This window comes from Bacillus cereus group sp. BfR-BA-01356 (genome assembly GCF_022663635.1).
Lineage (GTDB): Bacteria > Bacillota > Bacilli > Bacillales > Bacillaceae_G > Bacillus_A > Bacillus_A cereus.
Window position 1 is genome coordinate 1 of record NZ_JAKUFX010000028.1, and the last position, 25101, is coordinate 25101.

Genomic DNA, 25101 nt, shown 5'->3' on the forward strand with positions numbered 1-25101 from the left:
AAATGTTTCATCATATGTTCTTCTAATTTTCCCCATAAAAAAATCCCCCTTATAGTAGACAGGATATAAAGCTTTCTTTTTTCTGTCTACTATAGGGGGAGCATATCATTCATTCGGCTTGTATTAGCGCCAAAGTGGATGATATTGCAGGTGTTGGTTTTGACTTTGCACCTTTTGAAGAAGTGAAAGAAGTAGCGAGCCAGGAGCAATATAAAAGGCTAAAAGAGTTCATGCGGAATTGTAATCCAGAAATGACAAGTTCAGAAATTCTTAGAGCTGTATGGGAGGATTATGAAACGGTTGGATGGGGCGTTATTGAAGTTGTTCGCGATAAGAAAGGTGAAAGTCCGGTAGAGCTTTATCATATACCGGCTCATACGGTACGTGCTCATAAGGACAAAGTACGCTTTGCTCAAATCGTAAATAACAAAGAACGTTGGTTTAAAAAGTTTGGTTATCCCGATGATTATCATCTTGCTGATGGTAGGCCTTTAGGTGCAGAGGATGTTGCAGAAAACGGAACAGAAAAAGCTGGAGAAGTAATTGTTATTCGTAAATTTGGTTCTCGTTCTTCTTATTATGGGATACCTAATTACGTCAGCTCTATAGGTTCAATAGTTGGCTCTCAAGCGGTAAGGGATTACAATATTAACTTTTTCACAGGCAAAACTATTCCTGATTCCATCCTATTCCTTGAGGGAGTCGATGAAATAGATTCCGGAACAGAAAACGAACTAAAAGTATTTTTCTCTGCGGAAACAAAGGGCGAACATCATAAGCTGGCTGTAGTTCCTGTTCCACCAGGGGCAAAAGCAAGGTTAGAAAGGATTAGTCCAGATGTAAAAGAAGGTAGCTTCCGTTTATATAAGCAGGATAGTGCAATGGAAATATGTGTGGCCCATCGTGTACCACCTTATCGCATAGGTTGGGCTATGACAGGTTCGTTGGGGCAAACAACCGCTAAAGAAATGAACGAGATGTACAAGCGTTCTATTATTGAGCCTGGTCAAGAAATCTTAGAACATCGATTGAATAATCAATTGTTCCGAGTGTTTGCCGAAATGTTAGACGGTTTGGATTGGCATTTTAAATTAAACGAAATCGATACAGATGATCGTGAAGCAGATATGCAATATGCAGCTGATGGTTACGAGAAACGTATATTAACACGGAATGAATGTCGTAAAGTAGTGGGTTATGAACCTGTAGCAGATGGAGATACATTCTTTGAAGGTGGTCAATCCGTTTCTCAAATAGAACCAATTGCAAAAGCTGCAGATAATGAGCAAGATAACTTAATTGCTATTAATGCATTTAGGGAAAAGCATGAAGAAGTAGAGAAAGCTATGCAAAAGAAGGTAGCTGATTTTTTTCAGAGCAGGGAAAACGGCTCTTAAACCTGCTTCCCGTAATTCGTATTAATAAAGCAGATGAAGAGATTGATCTTGTAATTGCAGAAGCAGAAGTTGATGAATTTCTGGATAGTGTTGATTGGGATGAGGAACGACAAATGTTTGTCGATGAAGTCACAGACACACTACAGGATGATGTAACAGAGTTTGTACAGAGTGCTATAGCTTCTAACGGTTTAACCTGGATGGTATTAGATCCAATTGGTGACGTTGCTGCAAAATGGGTAGCTACTTACGCTTTTGAATTAGCAAAGGGAATCCATGAAACCACTAAAGATAGATTAAGAGAAACAATGCTAAAGAATCTTAGTGAAGGAATGGGTGTCGATGCATTAAGTGTTTCTATTGCAGATGTGATGTCAGAAGCAAGTAACTACAGAGCAATGATGATTGCACGTACAGAAACAACATATGCCATGAATTACGGCAATTTAATTGCTTATAAGGGCGCAAATAGAAACAAGAAAACATGGCTTACAGGAAATGATGAGCGTGTTTGTAAAGAATGTGGTGGTTTACATGGGGAAACGGTAGATATTGATGATCTATTTAGTAATGGAAAGATGTGTCCGCCAGCTCATCCTCATTGTCGCTGCACTATGATTTCAGAAGAGTAATAAAATACACCTATTTAATTGGGGTTTCATCGTCAAAACGTATACGGCTTTAAATTGGCTGCTATGCGTTTTGACAGTGGAACCCCAATATTTATAGGGAAGGAGGTAAAACAATGGGTTACGAACTGAAAAACGCCGAGATTAGTTATATTTCATTGGTTACAAAAGGCGCTAACGGTCGTCAATTTGCCATTATGAAGAGTACAACTGATAAACAACCAAATATATCAAAGCAAGTTCCAATCCTTAAAACAGAGGAAGAGAAGCAGCTTGTTACAGGCGTTGTATATGAACCAGATGTAGAAGATTCACATGGAGATACAATGACTGCAGAGGAAATAGAAAAGGCATCTCATACCTTTATGGAAAATTACCAACACATCGACAAGCAACATGATGAAATCGCTGGTAAAGGGACAGTAGTTGAAAATTGGATTGCTAAAAGCGACATGACAGTAGGCGAACAAGAAGTAAAAGCAGGAACATGGCTTATGACTGTTCGTGTTGATGATACAGAAACCTGGGAAGAAATTAAAAAGGGTGAAGTTACCGGTTTTTCTATGGGTGGATTCGGTGAACGTGTAGAAATCGCGAAGGTAGATGATTTTACCCATGAAGAAAAAGGATTTATTCGCAAAATGTTTGATTTTATTAAGGGTGAAACACACAAAATCGAAAAAGGTGAAGTGAAAGACCGTTTTATCGATGGGAAACAAAATCGTGATTTACGTGCTGTTTTTGATTTATTCGAAGATGTGTTCTATTGGGAGATTTGGGAGAACAGTCCCGATATCGACCGTATGACAGCCGCACTTGATGATATGAAGGAAGTTCTTACATCTATTAAAGGTGGCTATACCATCGTAAAAGCAGAAGGAAATGGACAAGCAGATGAAATTTTATTAGAAACTATTAAAAAAGCTGGGAAAGTATTATCCCAAAATAATCACACGAAATTAGACGCAGCTCTTTCTTTAATTAATGAAATAAAAGAAGCCGCTACATCACAGGAGGATGAAGAAATGAAAGTAGAAGAAATTGCAGAGATTGTTAAACAAGCAGTAGAACCACTAGCAACTAAGTTAGATAAGATTGAGAAACAAGTGAATGGCGAGGAAGTAGAACCGACACCAGAAGAACAAACAGATGAAGAGAAAGCTGCAGCAGTTATCCAAAAAGCGTTAGAGCCATTTGCTAAACGACTTGATAACCTTGAAAATACTGCTTCTATTCGTAAAGGATTGGATCCGGATGAAGAGTTCACACCAGGACAACAACCAATTAAAAAATCTGTATTCTCAAATCTAAACTTGTAATATAAGGAGGAATTATTACTATGAGCACAATGAATAATCAAGATTTAATGAAACGTTTATCAAAAATCGAAAAAACTATTTCAACAGGTTCCCTTTCTAGCGGATTACTAAATCCAGAGCAGAGCAAAGAATTTTTCCGAATGGCATTTGATTCAACACCATTCTCACAATTACACCGAAAAGAAATGCGTAAAGCAAAGCAAGGTGAGTTAGACAAAATTGCAATTGGCGGACGTATTCTGCGTAAAAAAACAGAAAACAAAGATGATGAATACCGTGCTGGTGTTAAGACTTCTAAAATTGAGTACCATACAAAGGCTATGCGCTTACCTTGGGAAATCACAGAAGAAACTCTTCGTGAAAACATTGAAGGTGAAGGTTTCGAGGATACTGTAATGACTCTTATGTCAACTCAATTAGGTATTGATTTAGAGGACTTGCATTGGAATGGAGACACTGAATCTTCTGATCCGTTCTTATCGATCAATGATGGTTGGTTAAAGAAAATTACAAAATCGTCAGAATCTCATATTGTTGACCACGCTAAATTAGTAACTGGTACAGGCGAAGCGGTAGCAGCGAATGGATTTGGTAAAGGTTCTATTTTTGCTTTATCTGGTGCAATGCCAAATAAATATAAAAATAGCAATCTGCGTTGGATTATGTCACCGAACCGTAGAGAAAAATGGATTGAGTATTTAACAAATCGTTCTACCGGTGCTGGCGATGCTGCATTACTTGGAGCCGGTGACCAAGTTAATAAACCGATGGGATATGGCATTGTTACTGTTCCATCTTTAACAGATGATGTAATTATGCTTGCTGATCCACGAAACTTCATTGCGGTTAATACATACGAGACTCGTGTCCGTAAAACAACTGAGGGTGAAAGTGCAATCATGGAAGACAAACGTTTCTATGTAATTCACTTTGATGATGATGCTGTAATTCAAGAAATGGATGCAGTAGCAATCCTAACAAATATTCCAGATACGTTTGGTGCTTAATAGCCAGGCGTATTTTTTATAAGGAGGAAGAAATTAATAATGAGAGATACAGAATTTTTAGGTTGTTTTAGTTGGGCTTTTCAAGCATTAAAAGATGGTGAAAAGGTTTGCCGTAAGGGTTGGAATACCAAAGGAATGTTCATAGTAAGACAAAAGGGTTATCCGCAAGGGATTCCGTGTAATAAACAAACTGCAGAAGCTTACGGATTAAAAGAAGGAGATTTATTTAAGTGTGCGCCATACCTTCAAATGATGGGTGCTGATGGTGTGTGCTATATGTGGGTGCCTTCTCAAGCTGATTTATTTGCTAGCGATTGGGAAATCTATTAATTTTACAGTGTTTTGAATGTATACTTTTTTAATAATTTCTTATTTTTAACGGAAAACGAGATAGAACCAATAAAACCAACAATACGAATGTAAACTAATATGTAATAGTTTACATTCGTGAAAGGGGTGTTAATTATGAAAGTAGTTACGCTGCGATACGGTGGCACTTACACCGCTTATGGACAAAAGTTTAAGAATGGCCAAGAAGAAACAGTTGCAAATGATAAAGCTGATTATCTTGTAAGTACTGGACATTTTGAACTTGTAAAAGAAGTCGATAAGAAGGAGAAAGAAACATAATGAATATTACCATGCAGGACATTAAAGACCGCGTAAATGTACAGAAGATGCCTGATACAGTAATTCAAGAACTAATAGATTACTATGCGGTTATTGCTATGAAGTATTTAAGAGTTAAGCCGGAGAATCCAATGAAAGAAATTATCCAAACAAGTAAATTAGCCTGGCTTTCTTTTCCTGCTGAATCTATAGCAAAAGTAACTCATGTTAGTTCGAAACAAGATATGACCGATTCTATTACTGTAAATGGGCGTATTGTTTATGGTTTATCTGAAAATCAGTTATATGAATTCGAATATAAGATACAAGATTATGATGATCTGCAGGTACTTATGAAGAAATGTATTATTGATTTGGTTGTTTCGGCAGTAGTTCGTGCTAACTTACAACGAAAAGGTATGAAGACATCGGAGAGTATTGGTGATTATTCGTACCAGATTAGCCCAGAAACGCTGGATGAACCAGCAACAAACAATAAGATACTCAATGGTTTAAAAAGCTTTAGAGCAAGAGTTAAGCCGGTGATGGCTACATGAATACGTACTTCGATGATGGCGATATGGATGATTTATATATTCATGAGGTAGTAGTAAAACGAAAAATGAAAAAGAAACAATCCGCTGGTAACTATGCGGAAGTACCAGTGGACGTTTACGAGAAGATGATTTGCCGTGTAACTACTAATTCTGCTGCTGATAATGAGAGGTTTAAGCGTGATAAACAAAATTTCGATACAACCTTTAAGATATATGCACCTGCTTCTTACATAATTAAACCCAATGATCTTATTTATTTCAAAAATGAAGATGTGGGCGTTGATTATACATTTGAAGTAAAAGGAGAGCCACGTAATCCTGCATTTATGAATCATCACATTGAAATTTATTGCGAAAAGGTATGATTCTATATGGCGAATTCAGTAGAAATTGAGTACTCAAGTAATATGGAGCAAGTAAAGACGCATATTAACGCTATGTGTGTTGAAAAAGTCACAGCAGCATCTATTCATTTACAAAATCAAGTTAAGAAGAATCTCACAGGTAGCCGTAGCGGTAAGCAATACAAAATACCTCATACGAGTCGTAAATATACCGCTTCTAAACCTGGTGAAGCTCCTGCTGTTCGTACCGGTGATTTATTAAATTCGATTAAGTATAATGTCAAACGATCACAATCGGAAGTGTTAGGTGCAGTAGGAAGCGATTTAAAAAAAGCAATTTGGCTTGAAACTGGTACAAGTCATATGGAAGCCCGTCCATTCCTATTAAAAGCGTTTGAAAAAGAACGTAGAGAACTTAAAAGAATGATGGGAGGGTAATACATGTCTAACGCTATTGCAGCTATTAGAATGCTTGTAGAGAACGATGAAATAATAAAAGCTAATCTATCAGAGTATGGTGAAGGCGAGGACAGAGGGCCTGCTCTTTCATTCCAAACTGCACAAGATGATATGGAAATGCCTTATGTAGTTATAAGAATTGAAGCAAATAATCCGGATGACGTTGAAATTATAGACCGAATGATTCTTAATTTTGATGTGTATTGTGATAACGGGGATTATGATAAGGCAAAGTTAATTGCTACACGTATTGAGAAGTTACTAGATAGAGAAGTTGGTTTAAAAGATGATGGGATACTTTCTATACATCGTGCAGGTAAACTGCCGGTACCAGATGAAGACCCATCTATCATTCATATAAATGCGAAATTCCTTGTCCGAACATTTCGAACGGACTTGTATTAGGAGGTAGAACAAATGGCTTGGAAATTGATTAACGGTGTCCGCGAAGGCACGACTGATAATTTCGTTATTGGTCCCGGTGTTATTTACAAAAATTTTAAAAGCATAAAAGAATTAGGCGAAATGGTTGGAGCGACTACTGGCGGAACAAAAGTCGGTTTTGATCGTGAATATTATGATGCAGATATTGATGGTGTCCTTGGTCATTTAGTGCGCGGTAAATGGCTTTTAAAAGATGTACCGCACGTTGAGGTTACATTAGTTGAATTTACAAAAGAAAATCTACAGTTGGCTTTACCTGGGATGACGGTAGATAGCACTACAGAAGAAGATTACGATATTATGAAACCTTCAAATGATATTCCAGATTCAAATTACCATGATATCGCACTAATCGGTATGATTTCGGGTAGTGAATTACCTGTTATTTTCGTAATTCGCAATGCAATGGTAGTCTCATCTATTGAAGTAGATCTAAAAGATGGTAAAGGAACGGTTGGTTTGAAGTGTAAATTTATCGGTCATTATAGTGAAACTGCACCATCTACACCGCCATATGAAATTTATGTACCAAAGAAAAAGAAAACTGCAGCAACTAAAGCGCTGGCTACCGCATAAATGGTAGTCGGTTTTCTATTACATAAAACAAGCTAAATGCTAAAAGGAGAGTACAAAATGGCTTCTATTTTAGAAAAAATGACGAATACCGGTACAGATATTACAATCGCAGGTGTAAAAGTATCAATGCGACGATTAAATGTAACGGACGTTTGGCGATTCGCTAAGATTATTTCGAAGGTTGGACGCAGCGCGATGGCCAACTTCGCTGATTTCGGAAAGGATAAGCAAGAAATGGATGAACTAACAAAAGCAGCAGATTCTCTTCCGGAAGATGAGAAACAAGCGCATTTAGCTGCACTTAAAGAGAAACAGCAACAAAAAGGGTTAGAATTCGCTTTCCGTGTTTTAACGATGATTCCTGCTTGTGAGGATGATTTCACAGAGTTCTTTGCAAGTTTATTAAAGGTAGAAGCTGCAGAGTTTCGTCAATTCCCTCCGGAAGCAATGGTCGCTGTTATACAGGGCTTATTAGAAAGTGAAGACTTAATGACTTTTTTCAACCAGGTCAAGGGACTCGTGAAAATTCAGAGCGAGAAATGGAGCAAATCAGCAGCGGCTCCAATCCTGGCGTAGACGAAAATACAGATGAATATTTAGAGCAAGCCGAACAAAATATGTTACGTGCTTTCGATAAAATACAGAAACGGTATGGATGGACAGATGATTATGTCTTATCTATACCGTATTCGCGTTTAATGGACTTATTTTCTTTCATAGCAAAAGAGGAACAGCAAGAAGAGCTAAATGAGTGGAAGAAGATGGCGTTCATTGGTTTTCAAACTCGTCAGCTTGAAGAAGGTACTACTTTCAATGATTATCTTCAAGCCTTTGGGCTCACTGACAACCAGGGCGATAAAGAATCGTCTTATAAAATGGGTGAAGTATGGACGAAAGAAGAATGTGAAGCGCATGTTGAGCAGATCATGGCCCACTTCCAAGAAGACGATGAAGATGAAGATGCAGAATAAAATGGTTATCGGCCCCGTGAAAGGGGGTGCGTAAATGTTAGCTGAAATGTTCCAACTGTTCGGAACGATTGGTATTAAAGCAGAAGGCGCTTATAAAGATTTACAACAATTCGAAGATCGAGTACAAAAGACTGCAAATGGAATGCATGATAAATTTCAAAAAGCAGGGGAATCAATTAGTCATGTAGGTAACAAAATGAAAGATGTTGGTACAAACATGACAACGGGCGTTTCCTTACCTTTAGCTGGTATCGGTGCTGCCGCTGTAAAAGTGGCTTCTGATTTCGATACTTCTCAAAGAAACATCCAATCTTCTTTAGGTCTTACTGAAAAAGGTGCTGAAAACCTTGGTAAAATCGCAAAAGAAACTTGGAAAGATGGATTTGGCCAGAGTATTGAAGAAGTGGATCAGTCTCTTATAAAAGTGTATCAAAATATGAAAGACGTTCCTCACGAAGAATTAGAAGAAGCTACAAAAAGCGCTATGACATTGGGTAAAACATTTGATTCTGATATCAATGAAGTAACTCGTGGTGCAGGGCAGTTAATGAATCAGTTTGGTATTTCTTCAAAGGAAGCATTCGATTTATTTGCTGCTGGTGGACAAGAAGGTTTGAACTATTCAAATGAAATGTTTGATAATGTGGCCGAATATGCGCCATTGTACAAACAAGCCGGATTCTCTGCTAACGAGATGTTTACCATTATGGCGAATGGTACTCGTGATGGCAGTTATAATCTCGATTACATTAACGACCTTGTAAAAGAGTTCGGTATTCGGGTACAGGATGGTTCTAAAGGTGTATCTGATGCCTTTGCTGAAATGTCACCTCAAACACAAAAGGTCTGGGATAACTTTAACAAAGGTAAAGGAACTTCTGCAGATGTGTTTAATGCCGTCTTAGGTGATTTAGGTAAGATGGACGATAAAGTAAAAGCAAACCAACTTGGTGTTGCTGTATTCGGTACAAAATGGGAAGACATGGGTGCTCAAGCTGTCTTAGGTCTTAATAATGCAAATGGTGCGTTAGGCGATGTCGAGGGCACAATGGGAAAAATGCAGAAGACGCAGCAAGAAGCTTTTGGGGTTCGTTGGCAAAAGTTAATGCGTACTACAATGGCATCTTTAGAACCATTAGGACAAGCTATTTTAGATATTGCAGAAGTAGCCCTTCCTCCAATTATTAAAGCGGTAGAACTAGCTGCAAAGGCATTTAGTTCTATGCCTAAGCCGATTCAAATTGGTATTGTAGCAATTTTAGGTATGGTTGCTGTATTAGGGCCGTTAATTGCCATGATGGGTTTTATGACAAGTGGAGTAGGTGCATTTGTTGGCTCGTTTAGATTCCTGGTACCAGTATTAACAAAAGTACCAATGCTATTTACAGGGATCCTAAAACTTGGCCCTAGATTAATAGGTATGTTCGGAATGATAGGAAGAGCAGTTGCTTTTCTAGGAAGCACTGCATTTGCAGGACTTTTAAAAGTAGGCCCTAAACTTATTGGTATGTTTGGCGCGATAGGAAAAGCTATAGCGATTCTAGGGAAATCAATAGGCGCATTATTAGTAAATCCATGGACAATTGGGATTCTCCTTATTGCTGGTTTAGTTTATTTAATTTATAAAAACTGGGACGATATTGTTAAATACACCAAACAAGCAGTTAAATGGATTGGTGATGCCTGCTCTAAAGGTTGGGATGCCACTGTAAAAGGTGTGAAATCCGCTTGGAATGGGTTGTCTAAGTTCTTCTCTGGATTCTGGGAAGGTACAAAAAAGGTATTTAGTTCTGCAATGTCATTCATAGGTAAAATATTTTCTAAAGCTTGGGACGGTTATGTAAAAGTAGTTAAATTTTATTTTAGCTTAATGAAAAATATAATTACCTTTGGTTGGAATGCTATTAAATTCATCTTCAAATTTGCATTAGATGGATTGAAAAAAATTGTAGATGGCACATGGAAATTCATTAAGGATAGTGTCCAAAAGGCAGTTAACACCTGGAAGAAAATTTTCTCTACTGGATGGAATGCTATTAAAAGAATTTTCTCTATGGCTTTAGCAATAATAAAGCAGTACGTAAAAACCGAATTCGAAAAAATGAAAAATACAATATCCAGTGTTTTTAACACGATTAAGGAAATTGTAAAAAAAGCCTGGGACTCAATTAAATCAACCTTTACTACAGTATTAAAATTCTTAAAAGATTTTGTGAAATCTTCTTGGGAATCTATTAAAGATACAATTTCTAGCGTTATGAACACAATTAAAAATGTGATTCAATCAGCTTGGAATTTTATAAAGTTTACAATCATTAATGCAGTTCGTGAATTTGTTGGGTTTGTAATTAATAATTTCAACAAATTATATAACACAATAACAGATGTTGTTGGCGGTATAAAAGAATTTATTGTTAGTAACTTTAAAACTATAAAGAAAGCAATCACTGGTGCATTTACAGGGGTTGTAGATACTGTAAAAGATGTATTTAGTAAAGTAGGTTCCATAGTAAAAAATGTAGCAAAAGATGCAGTTAGCTGGGGAAAAGATATTATCGCAGGTATCGGTGAAGGTATGTCCGGTATGGCAGATTGGCTTATAAAAAAAGCTAAAGGAGTAGTTTCGGGAATACCTAAAGCAGTATTAAAGTTCTTTGGTATCCGAAGCCCATCCCGGTTAATGATGGAATACGGGGGTTATATTACAGAAGGTCTTGGTGTAGGGATGGAAAAAATGATTCCTGCAGTAGACAAAGCTTCTGAACTATTAAATAAAGCTGTCGTTCCACCTAAACCAATGAAACTAGTAACCGATGTATCTAATCAAATTGGACAAATGGGAGCACGTTCTGCTGATCTAATCGGTAAAACTGCACATCCATTTGCTGGACAAACCTACGTTGAGAAGAAAACAGATAATGGCGTATCAATTCAAAATGCTACATTTAAAGTCTCTGTTGAAAAATTACAGTCTGCAGACGACTTTGTAAAAATGAGAAAGTTGCTACAAAACGTAGTTGCTGATGATCTAATGGGAATGGCGGTGCGAAATGTATGAGTATATTAAAAACATTGCATAGAAGAGCTGGTTCATATCACCTCTTATGGGATGCCACAGAATTAAAAAGTACAATTAAATATACTATTAATTTTTCATGGCCTGGGACATATAACTTTTCTTTTATGTCCCAAGTTCCTATTGGTTCTGATGGTATGTTACCGGATAAAAACTTCATTGTTCGGGTAAATGGCATTGAAAAATTTAGAGCAAGAGGTGCCTATGCCTGGGAATCCAGAGAAATCTTTGTCGGTGCAGGACCACAAACAATTGAATTCACAACAAGCGGTTATGGTGGTGCAGATGTAGCTTATATACGTGACGTTCATTATTACGCTTTTGGTTTCGTCCCAAACATCGCAATGATTGAGCAAACAAAAATGCCGAAATCATTAGACGGATTAAAAAACTATAATGTTATGCATGGTTATCCTCGTTTCCAAAGTAACGGGAATAAAGGGTGCGAGGTAGAATTTAATGTTTTATTCAACGATATCAGTTATTGGCGTGATTTCATGAGAGAAATATACCGCCCTCATATTATTACTGGTGATTACGGTACCTACGGGGGTATAATTCCACCGAATGAAGTAGATGCAATACGAAAAGGAACGCTAGTCATAGCAAAATGCAAATTAATATCTATGTCACAAGCAGGAATAGGAGTTGATGGAATGTGAGAGAAGGATCTATTTCTTTAATTAGAATGTTGGGGAGCTATTTCCAAGTCGGGAATAACTCCCCTAATTTAATTGTTTATATGAAAAGAAGAGACTCTTCTTCTTACGTACAAATACAACACCGTATAGTAGGCTTAGAAGTGCAGGAGAACGCAGATCAGTTTGCTAGTACATTTACTATTACCTTTGCGAATGAATACGGTCAAATGGCTCCTGATAACTGGTATGGCAAGTTCTATTCTATTCAAGAATGGTTTTATAACAGTGAGGTAACAAATACAAATCAACTATATCCTCAGACTGAATTTAAAGTGTCTATTGGCTACGGTGAGGAAGCATTACCTTATATACATGGTTTTGTATCTGATGTGAAGGTAAATGCCGAAAGCGGTACGATTTCAGTTACCTGCACCACATCATATAAAAAAGTTTTACACAAATCAGTTATCCCAACACCAGGATCAGATGAGATCGTAGCACCAACCGGTAATGTTTATGATGTGGTGAAATTCTTCTTTGAAAAAGCCGGAGTTACATTGCACGGTAGCAGAGTAAATATTCCTGGTACCAATCAAAGTTGGATTGTTGAGGGAGCAACCGGTAAAAGGTTTCAAAAGTGGGATGAAATTGTACGCGATATTATAGATACAACATTCCATTATATAAAACATGAACCGGATGGAAGTTGCACATTCATGAAGATGCCGGACTATGCAATTAACGAACCTGCAAAATTTAGTTTTAGAGAAGGGGAAAATCTTATCTCTTTAGATATGCAGCTAACTGACCAGGACATAAGTAACAGTATTGTTGTTAAATGCGGTGATTACGCAAACGGATTTCTTAATTCGTTTCTATTAAAAAACGTATCGCAAGGTGATTTACGGGAGGAAATGGTAGAGGTTCCTTGGGCGACAACGTTCTTTGCAAGAAGAGCGGTTGCTGCAGCTTATCATTTAAAAGCGATTCAGAAGTTTAGAACACTTACAGTCGCAGTAATTGGTGATCCAAGGATTCAATTATTTGATGTTATTTCTGTTTACAATAGAGATTCTGGCCAACAGTGGAATTACTTTGTTAAAGGGATTAATACAATGATTTCTGCAGATGATGGATTCTATCAAACTTTAGATTTAACTGTTAACTACGGTTATGAACCTGCCCCATATACAGATATAACTGGTATTACAGTAAATGTAGATACATTAAGATTAAAGCTTTGGGATTGGGATGTAGAGGATGGCGACTTATTAAATATTTACTGTAATGATAAATTAGTCGCGGAAAACTATTTCATCCGAAACAATCCAACATATGTTGATATTCCACTTGAATATGGTGTGAATATTATCGTATTTGAAGCAGTTCGAAATCCTAAGGGGATTCTTACAGGGCGTTTGCAAGTACTGGATACACAGAATAATATCTTGTTCGATTATGGTTCCTTACCAGATTTATCATTTCCTCGGGTAAATCAAGACAAAGATCACTATTATATCCAACGACCAGCAAAAACTTGGTCTGTTACGAGAGTGAACTAGGGGTGATTCTATGATAATGCAAAAAAACTTATATGATCCAATTATGTATTTGATGAAGGGATTAATCGATAGGCAAATTTATAACGGTGGTAAACCAATGCCTGGGAATGATCCAAATGACGTATTTAAAGAAGGCATGACCGAAGGATATACGCTTATTCGTGACGGTGCCCGCCTATCTGCAGTCGATGGTGATAAATACCTACACTATGATTTAGCTTTCAACGCACAAGGTATGCTAGAAAAGGTCCTTGTCTCACATAAAGTAACTGGAAAAGAGATGGAGCTACAATTAATATATAATGCGCAAAAGCAGCTAGAACGTGTGCAACCACGACTTCTAAACAAAGGTAACGGTATGCTGTCTGATTTACCAATTCCCGATGTATCGTGATGATGCACGGGAATTTTTTAATACACGAAAAAGGGTGATTACTCTTGTTTGAAACAACCTATTTAGCCGGTGGTCGATTAGATCCGCCTTTTCATCCAACTAAAACAGAACCATTCATACCTGGATTCATTATGGATTCTTTTTCATTCCAAACAAATGAAACTACATATACTGTACCTGTAGATATGGAGCTGTATGCAATAAGTGTAAGTGCATCTATATATGAATTAGATGATAAATGGAGCTTAATTGTAAACGGTAAAACGATTTGTAAAAACATATATACCAAGGATATTCCTGAAGGTATGCACTTTATGGTTTATAAACCTTTAGCAGCAGGAAGTACGGTTCAATTTTCATTTAAAAATCAAGGTATCCTTGATAAAACAGTATGGTTCGAATTGCATTTTTTATCATAAAGGAGGGATAGCATGAGTTTTGCTGTTACATATATGGCGGGCGGTAGATTTGACGCTCCTTATTTCCCTACAAAAACGGAACCGTATATAGAAGGTAGAAGAATTGGAATAGATGATGCAGTAAAAAAAGATGAATTCTCACTACCGTTCGATACAGAGTTAATTGCATTTTCTATAGCTGCATCAAGTTATAGTGATCGTGATTATTGGAATCTATTTATCGATGGAAAACAAATATTTAAAAATGTTTATGTAAAAGACGTACCAGAAGGATTCAATTTTTCTATTATTAGACCTATTCCGGCTAACGCTGTATTAAAGTTCGAATACCACAATATAACCGGAACATCCAAAGTAGTAAAACTGAATTATCAACTATTAAGAGATTAGGAGCGTGAAACCTATGGCATATATTGAAAAAATAGTATCAGAAGCAGAATTCCATATGGAGTTAATAAACACCATGATTGAAAATGGATGGAAGAAAGTAAGCAGCTTTTACAAGGTTATTTATAAAGCTACGAAATCGGACGACCCTGTTCATAATTATTGGGCTGCAAAGCATGTAATTTTAAAAAATAGTGATGGTGGTTTATACGGAATTGTTCAAGCTTGGAAGTGGACCGCAAAGACTCAATTAGACATCGATTTTTCTAAGCCTGATGGTAAAACTGCATTTAAAACATACTTAGAAAACAACCCACAATATAAAGATCGTTCATGTATGTATTTATATATGATTGAAAAACTACCAAGCTATCAAGAGGATAGTGTAGTTATTATGGGAGCCGAGGACAAGAAAGAGTTCCAATCCATTATAGATGTAGAATTGGCCGAAGTGATAGCTACAGAAAAAACAGAAATAAACAACGGAAGACCTTATACATATACCGTTTATGACTATACAGATAAGCCTGATTTAATGATGTCGCCTTGGGTTAAATCTACTTTGAGAAACCCTAAATTGCTAAATATAGACGCTGATACAAATTGGTGGCCAGATTCTTTAGTTCGTATTACAGGACAAGTTGATAAAAATAGAGTTGTCCTACTAATACAAGCAGATAAAACGCCAGCATTTGAAAATAATACTGTCCCTGTAACCCCAGTATACATGGGACGCTTAGAAAGCTATGGAAATGACGACACCATAGCAGATGCTCTTTGGGCTGGAACTGCTTACGATGAAGGTGGAGAAAGCTCATCTCACAGCTTTAATTTTGAAAGTAAAACGCCATTTAGGGACGTATCGAACTATATGCCACGCACAAAGAAATACCCTAAATCACCAGGTAACGGCATTGATAACGTAATTATTAAACGTTCCCGTTTTGGCGCAAGGTACCAAGCGCATTATATTGCATGGAATATACCAAGTAATATTATGCCACCTGATCGGAAAGGTGCTAATGGTGGCCAATATCCTACAGCATGGCAAAGCCATGATAATGACGAATATAAGTATCAATTCAATCCATCTTTATATAGCGGAAGAGTTCATACATCTAGGGCTTATATTGTACATCCAGATGAAGGGGTACGTGGTTATATGCCGTATGTTGTACTTCTCTCCCCGTTAGGATTGCTAAATGGAGATAAATTAAAAGTTAGAAAAAATACATGTCCAGATACACACGACATCTACAGATTCTTTACCGTAGATGCAATTTCACCAATTACAAAGATGCCAGCTACTGCATATCGTCCAGCAGGATTAGGTATTTTCGAGAAAACTATATAGGGGATGAATATAAATGTGGTTCGATAAAATTGTAAATTTACAAACCTTACCTACTGAATTAGAAAAGTTATTTGTAGATCACGGATGGAAACGTGATCTATTTTTCCGTATCCGAAGAGAAACCAGCAAATTCATAGATGTGCGATTATTCGAATCCGCTGGAAGTGATTTGGAGCGTAGAAGATTTGGTTTTGCAGTTGCATACGATACTGCTGATTCTGATTTCGCAGATTCAAGATATGTGGCCACTGAATCGCGATTAGGAGATTTCGGAACGGGAGATGGAAAGAAAACAGACTTCATTATTCCTACTTCTCCAATCATTGCTAGTTCCTTATCTGTTTATATAAATAGTATCTATCAAGAAAAAAACACATATACAGTGGATGGTAGAACAGGATTAATTAAATTTAATACACCAGTAGCAAAAGGAGCCAGAGTTACGGGGGAATATCGTTTAGCAAATGACGCCTATGAACCAACAAATGATATTATTTTCTTCACTTATACACGTTACTTTATTGAGAAGGAAGTTAAAATAAGTGATCCAGATGCAGATTTAGGAAATGGAAATGGTACAAAAACAGTATTTAAATTACCATACCCAGATTTTGATGAAAGTCGTTTTGGAGTATACAAAAACGGAACAATTTTAGATGCAAATAACTATACATTTACAGGCGATACAATTATTTTCAAAGTTGCTCCTGCAAGTGCAGACAACATAAAAATCGCGGGTACACGTTTACTAGAATCTAGTAATGGTAGTGATGTAACAGAAATCCTACCCGCAAAGACTTCATTTGACGTACAAAGTACATCTAAAGTCTTAGCTGAAATCTTTACATCCATCAATTTTGTGAATGCTTCTCCATATACAGTCCTAAGTTTGACACCGGAGCAAAGATTTACAAAAGATTGGAAACGTGATTCTGTTGTTTACATGTATGGTAACGCTCATAAAGATCGTGTCGTAATGTTTATGCGAATTGATCCAACACCAAGCCCTGTAAGAGCTTTGTTTGTTCCATTGTACATTGGAAGAATGTATACATTTGATAACAAACCGCAAAAGAATTTAATTATTATGGGCGGCTGCCGTTCTGGGGAAGAATTCAACAATTCTACCAAAAAAATTGGTAATGCAAATATGGACTATGGTGAAAACACATCCGGTGGAAATCTAACGCCTGTTTTATCCCAATCATTAACCGGATCTATGTATCAGCAGCATTACCTTGCATTTATTACCCATAATGCTGATATTGATAGTGGCCAGGGGAGATTTAACCCTTCTATGTATAGCGGTAAATACCATTTATCACAAATTTACATTGTACATCCTAATGATGGATATGTAGGAAAACTTGACGATGTATACGCAGTACATCCAAAAAATATTCAACAAGCAGATGAGCTTGAAATTGAAAAAACTGTAACAGATGAAGTGATTGGTAAAGGCGATGGAACTAAAAAGATATTCCATTTAGAGCACAAACCAAAAGAAAATACATTGAATCTATTCATGGATTGTAAGGAAGTTCCTAAAACGGATTACGATTATAATCCGGAAGATAAAACTGTAACTTTTAAGGAATACCCTGGTGGTGAAATTCTAGCTAATTATCAAATGGCGCAATTATATCGCTACACACTACCAACAACAGCAGTTTCTCCATTCACAAGTAAGTTTTCGCCTTTTAATCCAATTGGCCTAGCAATCTATAAAGAAGATATTTAAACAAGAAAGGGGGAAGGCAAAAGATGAACGAGAAAAATTATTCGATTGCTGCCCCTTCTTTATTTATAAATAAAAAGAATCATATAGTTTCTGTTAGTCCAAGTCTTTCGTATGAAAAGACTTATTGTGTTTCTATTTCAATTGCTAATCCTTTCGGTGAAAACGTGCATGAGTTTCCTGTAAGTATGCCACCTAATTCAAGGTTTAAGGCTGTTAAAGAGGATAATGCAGGTGTATTCGCAACAAGAGTAAACAAAATTAAAGGTGTCTTCTCTGATGTAATTAACCAGGCTTCCAGGGACATTGAAGTTGAAGCAAGTATTACAACGTTAAATGCTTTTGATATAGATCGTAACGTTAATATAGATATTTCTGAAATGGAAAACCTTACACAATCAAGATGCTTTGCAATAGATATTACAGCTGATGAGTCAGCGCAGCAACGCAGCCGTATTTTTGATATGGGCCATGTGAAAGAAGAACTTGCAGATAAACCATTTGATACGCATGAAACCACAATCGTAAATGAATCTATTATGTCTAGAACTACAGACGAATATGAAATGAATGAAGTCATAGAAGAGCTTCTTCATAAGAAAATTCGTGAGTTTGCTACAGAAGTAGAAGAACTTCCCGAATGGGTGAAAGTAGCTCGTGTATTGTATGGAGAAAAATTCTACGAAAGTATATTGGCAGACCGAAAAGAAAAAGAACTGCAGTCTAATATATTTGAGAATGGCACAGGTGAGATTGTAATTAAAGAGTTAACTGCAGTAACAACACATCCTTTAGAAATGGCGGATAGATGTATTCATGAAGTGACTGCTTCTTATGAAGAATATGATTTATTTAACGATCTAGGAATACCTGTTTATTTACCTGATTATGATTTATTTGCAAGAATCCAAAGAGAATTAAAAGCAAATTATACAAAATTTGATACTGCAGATAGAAATATTATTCAAGTTGATGGAGGTTCAATATCATTCGAATTAGCTGAAAGAGAATATATAGAAATACTAGCAGCAGTTCCAACAGACGAAACATTTATACGAAAAAACTTATCTTTGGAACTAGAAACCTTTGATATGGAAGATTCAAAAAGAACTCAAAATGAAGTAATAGCATCCTCTGCACGATATGAACAGGCAAATAAAATTTACTCATGTCACGAAAGTGAAATTGAAGATGAAACACAATCAATTCGAGTTACGAACGAATTAACCGGGAATTCTATCGAAGTATTGGAATCGATGGATAATAAGGGCCGTGAACTTACTATTGATGTGGTCGATACTGCATTTGATTTCGTTTTAACTCGGGATCTTATCGCAGAAAACATTATTGGATTTGATAATGCTACTCGTGAAAAAGAACTAATCCATACCATAATAGACAATGAAGCTAATGCTTACAAATTAGTGCCAGAAGTAATAGCAGATTCCATTGAATCACGGGAGTTTAATAGAAAATCACAGAATATCCTTTCACACATTACAACAGATGAATTGAGCACACGAGAAAACAAACAAATTGATGTTATAGAGGGAGAATCCTCTACAGCAGATAGAAGTGTTATTGAATTAGAAGCCAAAAATGAAGAGATGGATTTATTTGAAGGTATGGGATTACCTGTTTATTTACCCGATTATGATTTATTTGCAAGGGTTAAACGGGAGTTACAAGCAACGACGGTGTTGTCCGATATAATGGATCGTTCCAAAGTTACTATAACTTCTGAAATAGTTGATAGCATTGATATGGAGCGTTGCACCCCAAATATCATTACGGATGTGTCCGGAATAATAGATTTTAAAAGACCTGTATTAGAATTAGATTCACAAATAGCTAATGATTATGATGCAGCTGACACACCTGCAAAGCAGTCTTTAATACTAGAATTAGATACATTTGATAGAGATGTAAGTGTAGCAACTGATATAGAAAAATTCGAGCGATTTAACAGGGATACTTGCATAGAAAGTTCAGTGGAGGAATTTGAACCAGCGGAAAAAGTTCTGGGAATTGATACTGAAATCATCGAAAGTGAACTGTTTATTATTAATAAATTCATTGATACCGAGTGCATACAATTTGATGATTTTATTGTTAATAATATTTACCCTACTGAAATCATTGAAGTTGATGAAAATAGAAAAGTTCAAAAAGAAAAACCGAAACTATGGTTACGTCATAGCCGTTCTTCTTGGTGGACAAATTCTAATTGGAAGAAAACAAGATAGAAGGTGATGAAATGGCCACCATTGGACAAGTGTTAAAGACACCCGAACTGGGGTGGAGAAGATATGACTGTAATTCTCAAAATTTCTCACTATTTGATACAGATTTTGACCTAAGTAGCTCTGACCGATTTTACTCCGGTATTACAAATGGCCAATATATACGATTCAAGTTTTTTGGTAAACAGCTACGTGTTATTGCGGAAGTTTCTAATCTTCCTGGACAAGTTTCTATATCGATAGACGGAAATAAAGATTACTTCTCTTTAAATAGCAAAGCAGATGAAAATTATGTTTTAAAATATGAAAAGCAATTCACGGAACAAGCAATCCGTGAGTGTATTATTAAAATCGAAAACAACAATATATCATTCCATAGGTTTAACGCTTTTGATATTGATAGTTCTGGATACTTAATTGATTTTATGAGAAAAGTCTCTTTATATAAAAAAGAAGCAGGGAAAATATTTATAGAGGATTTCGATTCCATAAACCCGGAATGGATTATATCACCGTCCGAATCTTTTAGTATTGCTGCAAGAAAAGGCTTTATAAGATTGAATCATACAGCAGATAAAGATGTAATGTTACTAATCAACAAACCGCAAGGAGATATAGCGATACAAGTCATTGCTGATTATACTCCCGATGTTGAAGGGGATAAGGGCGGATTGATTATATATCAAAACGCTGATAATAAAATAGAATTTCTTGAATCTCATTCTATTAATAGTTCTAAAGAACACAGGGAATGGCTTGCTACTTCTACTGGTGAACAATGGGACTTTTATAGCAAGGTAGATGCTACCTTTGATTATGCAGATAGCGACAAATTAGAAGCGACTAAAATCGGTGTTGTATTAAAGAAAGGTGTCGCAGATCCATACAAGCCGCTAGATATTGATCGTATCATTATCACGAGTGGCCACAAATTAAAGTTAAGACAACTGTTCCCAAATAACAGAGTAATTTTAAGAGATGAAAATGGCACTACACTATCTATTAATCAAGTGGGCAAATTAAATACCGGTATAGATATAAACCTACCATCTTTAGAGTTCCAAGGAACCATTGAAGTTTACGATGAACAAAATAGCCTTATAGCAGAAAAGAAAGCCCTATTTTATGGCGGTGACATCTATAATATGGGTTCTCCTTTAAAAATCATAATGGACTCTAAAGAACTAAGCGATACTGATCCAACTAATTTAGGAAATATGATTGAGGGAAAAAGAATCATTAAAATGATGGTCCAAAATGAAAATTCTGTAGCTGTTCATAATCTCAAAATTTCTATTGAGCAATACATGGAAAAGGTGGGATATACGTGGGCAAATATTTCGTTAGATAACTTAGCTTGGGTAAAACAAATTTCAATAAATACATTAAGCGCAAATAGTTCTAGGGAGTTTTGGGTACTGGTAACTAAAGATTTAAACTACATTGGGTTTGAACCTATTTTATTTAACATTAAATTGCAACATGATTGAGGTGTTTACATGGGTACCGAAATGAAAATCAATCGTTACAAAGGAACTGTAGGTGATAGTTCATCACCCGTACTTATCGAAAAATCTGAACAAATACTCGTGCAAAACGGACAAACTCAATACCTTTCAATGAATATGGAATACAACAAATTTGATATTCGAACTATTCATGTAACAAACGATAAAGATGTTGAATCTATTATTTCAATTTTTGATAAGAAACAAAATGGACTACAGATATATAAGAGTAATCAAGAGAAGAAAACTTACGATATATTAGCAATCCCTTGCGAAGATAAAGATAAAACAAGTACTGCTCATGTTTTTATTGAAAACAAAGGAAATGAACCAACTTTATTTACAATAATCATTAAAGCAGTAAGTTTAAAATAAAGGAGTGTTTTTTATGACAGAACATATATTCAAGAGATTCACACCATTAAAAAAAGATATATTCGACCTTGTTATTAACGAAATGTTGCGTGTTGGGTGGAAACAGTTAAACGCTAACAAAGAAAATGAAAAAGATATCTACATGATGTACTCCGACGGAAATGACGGTAAAAAAAACATCTTCATAGAATTTAGTCCATATGATGGGAGGGATGTAGAAAATCGTTCCGATAAGTCTAACTATGATATAAGGAAAACTTTATATTCAGATTCATTTTTCAGATTTTGCACTGGATATGATAGTTCGAAAGGCAGAGGGATTAGCGAAGATTATCAATACCCTGTATCTTGGTATAACGGCCGCCGTAGTTACTCTGGTGTTTCTGCTGGAGACGGACCACAGGTTGATCCTTTACTTACAATAGAATTATATACATTCATTGATAAAGAAAAAATTATTATTTGTACAATTCCACCAAGTAGCCTAAGTAGTTACCCAGTAGTATCCTATGTCGGTGTTTTAGAAGATTTAATGCTTGAAGAGTTACACGAACCCTATACAAGAGCATTAACTTGGTATTCAAGCGCCTTTTCTAGTGCCAGCGAATCAAATACAGGGCTAACTTTTAGTAGGCCTAAAAATAGTAATTGGACACAAAAGGTAGCTGCATATCGAAGTATATGGCTCTCTATACCTATTCCAAGAAACCCCAATATTGATAATAATTTCATTATGTTACCTTTTTACATTTCTCATAAGGACTATGGAGTTAGGGGAAAACTTGGCGGTATATACTCTACTGCCGATATAGGGATTGTAAGTGGAGATATCTTGGAGGTGGAAGTGAACGAAAAGGTACAAAAGTTTAAATATGTAAACGCAAAAAGTAGTTATGGATCATTACCTGCTCCATTAGCATTTCGCATAGAATGAGGTGATTAAAATTAATATTTTTAAAGCTTCTATTTTTGATCCAGACTTACAAAAGATGAACAGGTCAGCATTACAGAGAAAGGGCACAATAATCGACAATATCATTCAAACCGGAAATAGAAAAACAGTAAACAGAAATGGATATATTTTCAGAGATAAATCGATTATCCAAAATGATTCAAAACAAGAAGTGAACTACCCTCGTCAAGAACCATTAGAGCATTCTTGGAAGAGACTAAATACGTAAATTCTAAGCGTACAACAGTAGGCTTTTTTATTTTGGTCAAAATTTGAAGGGAGGTGAGAACTTGGAACGAATTCACGAACTCATCAAGGCACTGAATATAAGCGATGTTATTACAAGTACTCAATTTAAAGTAGGTGGTGCTATAGGTGGTGGATTAGGAACAATAATTAATTTGTTATACGGTAAAGCGAACTTAATTTGGATATCGATCTATTGCTGGATTATCATGCTCGACTGGATTACGGGTAGTAAAGCTTCAAAGCTAGATGGAACATACTCATCACAATATGGAATTGAGGGCATCACGAGAACCGTGGTGCTTTTATCATTACCAGCTCTTGCACATTTATTTGATATTGCTCTTAAACTACCTGATTTCTTTTTCTTCATGGTAGTCGGTGGATTGAGTTACCACATCTTTAATAGTTTCGCAGCAAACTGTGCACGAATTGGCTGGGAAAAATGGATTCCTGCATGGTTATTAGAAAGTGTAGCATCCGAAATTCAAGCAAAGATCCAAAGAAGTGATGCACGAAAAGAAAAACATACTACCAAATAAAAAAATACACGCCTTACATAAGGAGAGCATTGTCAAAAGACGGTGCTCTTTTTGTTTGGCAAAAAGGGGAAAATACACAATGAAAAAACCAATTAAACTATTTAGCTCATTATTTATGACTCTATTACTCTTATTTTCGTTTGCTACGGCTTCATTTGCCGATAGAGTACTAATTATCCAAGACTTACCGAAACAAGCATATCGCTACGGTGTGGGCGCTTATGAGGGCGTTGTTGCACATAGTACTGCAACACCAGAAGCACCAGCTATTAACATTCGAAATTATGAAGCTAGAACATGGAGAAATGCATTTGTACATTATGCTGTAGATTGGAACGAAACAGTCCAAATCGCTGATACAAAATATGTTGCTTATGGTGCTGGACCAGCTGCAAATAAAAGATTTGTTCACGTAGAACTTTCTGAAACTAGCAACCCAGATAAATTTAAATCTTCTTACGAGCGTTATGTAAAACTATTAGCTAAGATTTTAAAAGATAGAGGAATTCATCCAAGCAAAGGTTTATGGACACATAAAGATATTACTTACAAATTAGGTGGAACTGACCACGAAGATCCGATTGATTACCTTCGCAGTCACGGTGTATCAGAATCACAATTCAGAGCGGACGTACAAAAGGCGTATGAAGGCGCAACAGTTACAGTTAAACCAAAACCACAAGAACCATCTCAAAACGTTGTAGGTGAAACAGGAGTAGCTTATATTGATGGATTTAACGTAAATCTAAGAAGTGGACCATCAACAAATTATGGTGTTATCCGTCAATTAAATAACGGAGAAGCATATCAAGTATGGGGAAAACAAGGTGATTGGTTAAATCTTGGCGGTAACCAATGGATTTATAACAACCCATCTTACATTAAATATCAAGGAGGACAAACTACTACTTCAAGTTCTGTAGTAGGAAAACGTGTTGTTTCTAAAGTGGACGACCTTCGCTTCTATGACGCTGCTTCTTGGTCTGATAAAGATGTAGCAGGAACGGTAGATGAAGGACTTGGATTTACTATTGATGCTAAAGTATCCGTTAATGGTTCGCCACAATACAAAGTACACAACAGTAAAGGCGTAACATACTATATAACTGCAAATGAAGCCTATGTGTATGTGAAGTAAGGAAAAGGGTATGCCCAAATTTGGGCATACCCTTTTTGTTTATAAGATATATCGTTACAAACCCCTTTAAATTAGCATATACCATTAATATTAATTAGCCTTTTTATAATCCCTAGAAATGAAAAATAAAATCAAAACAAATAAAAATAAACTTATATTTATACAATTTTTCCAAAAATCACTTTCTAAAAAGTAATTAACTAAAGTTAATATC

At 36.1% G+C, this 25101-nt stretch carries 27 protein-coding genes and 1 pseudogene; all 28 read left to right on the plus strand.

The window, feature by feature from the left end; translation table 11 throughout:
* Positions 1 to 107: 107 nt before the first annotated feature.
* Positions 108 to 1397: pseudogene (locus MR168_RS12285) on the plus strand (phage portal protein); the annotation flags it as partial.
* A gap of 113 nt (positions 1398 to 1510) precedes the next feature.
* Positions 1511 to 2029 carry a phage head morphogenesis protein gene (locus tag MR168_RS12290; RefSeq protein ID WP_242291296.1) on the plus strand — a complete coding sequence of 173 codons (519 nt, stop codon included), beginning with the start codon at positions 1511 to 1513 and terminating at the stop codon, positions 2027 to 2029.
* A 113-nt stretch (positions 2030 to 2142) separates the two neighbouring features.
* Positions 2143 to 3345, plus strand: coding sequence for an XkdF-like putative serine protease domain-containing protein (locus MR168_RS12295; protein WP_242291297.1), 1203 nt, complete (start codon positions 2143 to 2145; stop codon positions 3343 to 3345).
* A gap of 29 nt (positions 3346 to 3374) precedes the next feature.
* Positions 3375 to 4352, plus strand: a complete 978-nt coding sequence (locus tag MR168_RS12300; RefSeq protein WP_098773561.1) for a phage major capsid protein — start codon at positions 3375 to 3377, stop codon at positions 4350 to 4352.
* A gap of 39 nt (positions 4353 to 4391) precedes the next feature.
* Positions 4392 to 4682, plus strand: a complete 291-nt coding sequence (locus tag MR168_RS12305) for a Thoeris anti-defense Tad2 family protein (protein WP_242291298.1) — start codon at positions 4392 to 4394, stop codon at positions 4680 to 4682.
* 135 nt (positions 4683 to 4817) lie between these two features.
* Positions 4818 to 4982 carry a YqbF domain-containing protein gene (locus MR168_RS12310; protein WP_000869887.1) on the plus strand — a complete coding sequence of 55 codons (165 nt, stop codon included), beginning with the start codon at positions 4818 to 4820 and terminating at the stop codon, positions 4980 to 4982.
* Positions 4982 to 5518, plus strand: coding sequence for a hypothetical protein (locus MR168_RS12315; protein ID WP_242291299.1), 537 nt, complete (start codon positions 4982 to 4984; stop codon positions 5516 to 5518). Before MR168_RS12310 ends, MR168_RS12315 begins: the two co-directional genes overlap by 1 nt.
* Positions 5515 to 5883: a hypothetical protein gene (locus MR168_RS12320; RefSeq protein ID WP_061663824.1), complete on the plus strand. Its 369-nt coding sequence runs from the start codon at positions 5515 to 5517 to the stop codon at positions 5881 to 5883. The genes MR168_RS12315 and MR168_RS12320 overlap by 4 nt, the downstream gene beginning before the upstream one ends.
* A gap of 6 nt (positions 5884 to 5889) precedes the next feature.
* Positions 5890 to 6300 carry an HK97-gp10 family putative phage morphogenesis protein gene (locus MR168_RS12325; RefSeq protein ID WP_000024034.1) on the plus strand — a complete coding sequence of 137 codons (411 nt, stop codon included), beginning with the start codon at positions 5890 to 5892 and terminating at the stop codon, positions 6298 to 6300.
* Positions 6301 to 6303: 3 nt separating this feature from the next.
* The gene (locus MR168_RS12330) at positions 6304 to 6726 is read left to right on the plus strand and encodes a hypothetical protein (protein ID WP_242291300.1); all 423 of its coding nucleotides are present in this window, start codon (positions 6304 to 6306) and stop codon (positions 6724 to 6726) included.
* Positions 6727 to 6738: 12 nt separating this feature from the next.
* Entirely contained in the window at positions 6739 to 7341 is a 603-nt protein-coding gene (locus MR168_RS12335; RefSeq protein ID WP_242291301.1) for a hypothetical protein, read from the plus strand.
* A 57-nt stretch (positions 7342 to 7398) separates the two neighbouring features.
* Positions 7399 to 7917, plus strand: coding sequence for a hypothetical protein (locus MR168_RS12340; RefSeq protein ID WP_000146559.1), 519 nt, complete (start codon positions 7399 to 7401; stop codon positions 7915 to 7917).
* On the plus strand, positions 7881 to 8312 hold the full coding sequence (locus tag MR168_RS12345) for a hypothetical protein (RefSeq protein WP_242291302.1): 432 nt from the start codon (positions 7881 to 7883) through the stop codon (positions 8310 to 8312). Before MR168_RS12340 ends, MR168_RS12345 begins: the two co-directional genes overlap by 37 nt.
* Before the next feature lie 34 nt (positions 8313 to 8346).
* The gene (locus tag MR168_RS12350) at positions 8347 to 11370 is read left to right on the plus strand and encodes a phage tail tape measure protein (protein ID WP_242291303.1); all 3024 of its coding nucleotides are present in this window, start codon (positions 8347 to 8349) and stop codon (positions 11368 to 11370) included.
* On the plus strand, positions 11367 to 12050 hold the full coding sequence (locus MR168_RS12355) for a hypothetical protein (RefSeq protein ID WP_061139370.1): 684 nt from the start codon (positions 11367 to 11369) through the stop codon (positions 12048 to 12050). The genes MR168_RS12350 and MR168_RS12355 overlap by 4 nt, the downstream gene beginning before the upstream one ends.
* Entirely contained in the window at positions 12047 to 13591 is a 1545-nt protein-coding gene (locus tag MR168_RS12360) for a hypothetical protein (protein WP_242291304.1), read from the plus strand. The genes MR168_RS12355 and MR168_RS12360 overlap by 4 nt, the downstream gene beginning before the upstream one ends.
* A 10-nt stretch (positions 13592 to 13601) precedes the next feature.
* Positions 13602 to 13985 carry a hypothetical protein gene (locus MR168_RS12365; protein ID WP_017673854.1) on the plus strand — a complete coding sequence of 128 codons (384 nt, stop codon included), beginning with the start codon at positions 13602 to 13604 and terminating at the stop codon, positions 13983 to 13985.
* A gap of 44 nt (positions 13986 to 14029) precedes the next feature.
* On the plus strand, positions 14030 to 14404 hold the full coding sequence (locus MR168_RS12370; RefSeq protein WP_103629737.1) for a Low copy number virion structural protein: 375 nt from the start codon (positions 14030 to 14032) through the stop codon (positions 14402 to 14404).
* A gap of 12 nt (positions 14405 to 14416) precedes the next feature.
* Positions 14417 to 14794, plus strand: coding sequence for a hypothetical protein (locus MR168_RS12375; protein WP_017673856.1), 378 nt, complete (start codon positions 14417 to 14419; stop codon positions 14792 to 14794).
* 13 nt (positions 14795 to 14807) lie between these two features.
* Positions 14808 to 16145, plus strand: a complete 1338-nt coding sequence (locus MR168_RS12380; protein ID WP_017673857.1) for a hypothetical protein — start codon at positions 14808 to 14810, stop codon at positions 16143 to 16145.
* A gap of 13 nt (positions 16146 to 16158) precedes the next feature.
* Complete coding sequence (locus MR168_RS12385; RefSeq protein WP_098866655.1) at positions 16159 to 17886, plus strand: hypothetical protein; 1728 nt, start codon at positions 16159 to 16161, stop codon at positions 17884 to 17886.
* A 185-nt stretch (positions 17887 to 18071) separates the two neighbouring features.
* A complete protein-coding gene (locus MR168_RS12390; protein ID WP_242291305.1) occupies positions 18072 to 20129 on the plus strand; it encodes a hypothetical protein in 2058 nt (685 codons plus the stop codon).
* The gene (locus MR168_RS12395) at positions 20111 to 21616 is read left to right on the plus strand and encodes a cell adhesion protein (RefSeq protein WP_242291306.1); all 1506 of its coding nucleotides are present in this window, start codon (positions 20111 to 20113) and stop codon (positions 21614 to 21616) included. Before MR168_RS12390 ends, MR168_RS12395 begins: the two co-directional genes overlap by 19 nt.
* A 9-nt stretch (positions 21617 to 21625) precedes the next feature.
* On the plus strand, positions 21626 to 22009 hold the full coding sequence (locus tag MR168_RS12400; protein ID WP_242291307.1) for a hypothetical protein: 384 nt from the start codon (positions 21626 to 21628) through the stop codon (positions 22007 to 22009).
* Positions 22010 to 22022: 13 nt separating this feature from the next.
* Positions 22023 to 22943 (plus strand): hypothetical protein, encoded by a 921-nt coding sequence (locus tag MR168_RS12405; protein ID WP_242291308.1) that lies wholly within the window; start codon positions 22023 to 22025, stop codon positions 22941 to 22943.
* Between the two features lies 1 nt (position 22944).
* A complete protein-coding gene (locus MR168_RS12410) occupies positions 22945 to 23190 on the plus strand; it encodes a hypothetical protein (RefSeq protein WP_081114095.1) in 246 nt (81 codons plus the stop codon).
* Between the two features lie 61 nt (positions 23191 to 23251).
* The gene (locus MR168_RS12415) at positions 23252 to 23749 is read left to right on the plus strand and encodes a phage holin family protein (protein WP_000439587.1); all 498 of its coding nucleotides are present in this window, start codon (positions 23252 to 23254) and stop codon (positions 23747 to 23749) included.
* Between the two features lie 79 nt (positions 23750 to 23828).
* A complete protein-coding gene (locus MR168_RS12420; RefSeq protein ID WP_242291309.1) occupies positions 23829 to 24887 on the plus strand; it encodes an N-acetylmuramoyl-L-alanine amidase in 1059 nt (352 codons plus the stop codon).
* Positions 24888 to 25101: the final 214 nt, after the last annotated feature.